The 3290-nt window shown below is 34.5% G+C and carries 4 protein-coding genes; all 4 read left to right on the top strand.

Annotated elements, in window-relative coordinates; all coding sequences use genetic code 11:
* Nucleotides 1-213 precede the first annotated feature (213 nt).
* From Q0138_RS06370 to Q0138_RS06355, 4 genes are read left to right on the top strand one after another with little or no spacing between them, the layout of a single operon-like run.
* Nucleotides 214-420, top strand: a complete 207-nt coding sequence (locus tag Q0138_RS06370) for a 4Fe-4S dicluster domain-containing protein (protein WP_297982185.1) — start codon at nucleotides 214-216, stop codon at nucleotides 418-420.
* Nucleotides 420-1547, top strand: a complete 1128-nt coding sequence (locus Q0138_RS06365) for a 2-oxoacid:acceptor oxidoreductase subunit alpha (protein ID WP_297982183.1) — start codon at nucleotides 420-422, stop codon at nucleotides 1545-1547. Before Q0138_RS06370 ends, Q0138_RS06365 begins: the two co-directional genes overlap by 1 nt.
* 8 nt (nucleotides 1548-1555) lie before the next feature.
* Entirely contained in the window at nucleotides 1556-2419 is an 864-nt protein-coding gene (locus tag Q0138_RS06360) for a 2-oxoacid:ferredoxin oxidoreductase subunit beta (RefSeq protein WP_297982187.1), read from the top strand.
* Nucleotides 2420-2965 (top strand): 2-oxoacid:ferredoxin oxidoreductase subunit gamma, encoded by a 546-nt coding sequence (locus Q0138_RS06355; protein ID WP_297982181.1) that lies wholly within the window; start codon nucleotides 2420-2422, stop codon nucleotides 2963-2965. It abuts the gene before it with no gap.
* Nucleotides 2966-3290 lie beyond the last annotated feature (325 nt).

The raw sequence follows: 3290 nt of genomic DNA, 5'->3' as shown, positions 1-3290 counted from the left end.
TTAATTAATTTTAATTAATTTCTGCTTTAAAAGAAAGTGCTTTGTTTTTTTTTAATTAATTTTAATTAATTTCTGCTTTAAAAGAAAGTGCTTTGTTTTAATTAGTTTTAATTGTTTTAGATTAGATTAGATAGGGGGATTATAACTTTTAAAATTAATTCATTTAGTTAGAATTAATTTAATTTATTGTTTTTTGTAAAGAGAGTTGAGTGTATGATTATTATAGATTCTAAGCTTTGTAAAGGATGCGATATTTGTATAGCAACATGTCCTAAGAAAGTTTATTCAAAATCTGATAAAGTAAATGCTAAAAACATATATGTTCCATTCCCTGAACGTGAAGAGGGATGTACTAAATGTGGTTTATGCGAATTATCATGTCCTGATCAAGCTATATATGTTGAAAGAGAGGTGGAATAATGGTTGAAGAACGTTTTGTCCAAGGTAATGAAGCTTGTGCCTTAGGCGCAATTGCTGCCGGATGCAGATTCTTTGCAGGTTATCCTATTACTCCATCTACTGAAATTGCTGAACAAATGTCTGTTTTGCTTCCAAAATACGGAGGTTCATTTGTTCAAATGGAAGATGAAATCGCTTCTGTAGGAGCTATTATTGGAGCTAGTTGGAGTGGTATGAAATCAATGACTGCCACTTCAGGTCCGGGTATTTCCCTTATGCAGGAAAATATCGGTTATGCTTTTATTTCAGAAACTCCTATCGTTATCATCAATGTTCAAAGAGGTTCTCCTTCCACTGCACAACCAACAATGTCTGCTCAAGCTGATATTATGCAGGCACGTTGGGGTTCTCACGGAGATTATGAACCTATTGCTTTGGCCCCATCCTCTGTACAGGAATTTTTTGACTTTACAATAAAGGCTTTTAACTTGGCTGAAAAGTATAGGGTTCCTGTAACCATCCTTGCTGATGAGGTAGTTGGACATATGAGGGAAAAATTGGTCATTCCCGATTCTGTCGATATTGTAAAAAGAATCAAGCCTGAAATGAGTGATGATTACTTGCCATTTGACGCTCCTGAAAATGGAACCACTACTATGCCTGCATTTGGTGATGGATTCAATATTCACGTTACAGGATTAACCCATGATGAAAGAGGTTATCCTGATACCAACACTCCTGAAACCCATGCAAAATTGGTTGGAAGATTATGTGATAAGGTTTTGAATAACCGCAGTGATATCTGCTCTGTTAAAAAGGAATTATGCGATGATGCAGATATTGTAATTGTTTCTTATGGTTCACCATATCGTTCCGTAGGTTCTGCAGTTAAACAAGCAAGGGAAGAAGGCATTAAAGTCGGGTCTTTAAAGATAGATACTCCATGGCCTTTCCCAGAAGAGGAAGTCTTGGAAATTGCTAAATCTGCAAGTGACATTATTGTTCCTGAAATGAACTTGGGACAATTGGTTCATGAGGTTGAAAGAGTGGCTGGCGGAGAGGCAAATGTACACCTTATAGGAAAGATTGGTGGAGTCCTTCATAAGCCTGAAGAGATCTTGGCAAAAATTAGGGAGATTAAATCATAGGGGGCATAATCATGGTTAAACAAGAAAATCCTTATAAAAAATATCTCAGGGAAGATAGGTTACCTCACATTTTCTGCCCTGGATGCGGAAATGGTATTGTGATGAACACATTCTTTAAAGGTTTGGAAGCTACTGACATTGATTTTGACAATATTGCAATGGTTTCAGGTATTGGATGTTCTTCAAGAGTTCCAGGTTATGTTAAATGTGACTCCTTACACACTACTCACGGAAGGGCATTAAGTTTTGCTACAGGTTTAAAACTTGGAAATCCTGATTTGGATGTTGTAGTATTTACTGGAGACGGTGATGCTGCCTCAATCGGTGGAAATCACTTGATTCATGCTGCAAGAAGAAATGTAAATCTTACTGTTATCTGTATCAACAATAATATTTATGGAATGACCGGTGGTCAAATCAGTCCTACCTCACCTAAGGGAAGTTTCGGTACAACAGCACCTTACGGTTCAAGAGATGTGCCATTTGATTTGGCTGAACTTGTTAAGGCAGCCGGTGCGTCCTATGTTGCAAGATGGACTACCACTCATCCTATTCAATTGTCCAAAGCAATACAAAAAGGTTTGAAAAATGATGGTTTCTCATTTATTGAGGTTGTTTCCCAATGTCCTACCTACTATGGACGTAAAAACAAAATGAAAACTCCATTAGCTATGCATCAATGGATTAAGGAAAACAGTATTAATAAAAGAAAAGCAGATAAGATGGAAGAGTCTGAACTTGAAGGCAAAATTGTTGTTGGTGAATTTGTCAACAAATCCAGAGCTGAATTAACTGATAATGCTATCCAACTTGTTGATGAAGTTTCAGAAAAACCTTTAGCTATTAAATCTGCATTTGAGGAGTTGGATTAAATGAGAACTGAAGTTCGTATTGCTGGTTTTGGTGGTCAGGGAGTAATCATGGCTGGAATTATTATCGGTAAGGCTGCAAGCCTTTTTGATAAAATCAATGCTGTACAAACCCAATCCTACGGTCCGGAAGCTCGTGGCGGTGCTTCCAGAACTGAAGTCGTTTTAAGTGATGAGGAAATTGACTATCCGAAAGTACAAAGTCCAGACATTCTTGTTGCTATGTCTCATGAAGCTTTGATAAAGTATATGGGAGACTTAAAGGACGGGGGGATCCTGATTATTGATCCTGACATGATTATTGAAGAGGAAATTCAAGACTTTGTAGAGGAACATAAGATTAAATTATATAGGGCTGCTGCAACAAAGACAGCCGCTGAAGACATTGGCCTTAGAATTGTGGCGAATATTGTTATGATCGGTGCCATTGTTAAGGTAACTGAAGTTGTTTCAGTAGAAGCTGCTAAAGAGGCTATCTTGGATAGTGTTCCTAAAGGAACTGAGAAGAAGAATATCCAAGCATTTGAAGCAGGTTATGCTTTAGTTTAAATAATTTAATTTTCTCTTTATTTTATTTTTTTTTAGTTTTTAATTAGTTAATTTTAAACTAATTTTCTTCTTTTTATTTTATTTTAAGTTTTTTTCATTCTATTTTTATTCTATTTTCTTATTTTTTCTATTTTCTTATTTTTTTATTTTCTTTTTTTTATTTTCTTATTTTTATTTTATTTTTATTTTTAAGGGTTATTTTTATTTTATTCTCCTTATTTTTTTTATTTTTATTTTTAAGGGTTATTTTTATTTTATTTTCCTTATTTTTTTTATTTTTATTTTTAAGGGTTATTTTTATTTTATTCTCCTTATTTTTTTTATT

Origin of the sequence: uncultured Methanobrevibacter sp., from assembly GCF_937906425.1 — an archaeon.
Taxonomy (GTDB): Archaea; Methanobacteriota; Methanobacteria; order Methanobacteriales; family Methanobacteriaceae; genus Methanobrevibacter.
Note: the sequence above shows the minus strand (reverse complement) of the source record. Positions and strands in the feature narration are given on the sequence as shown.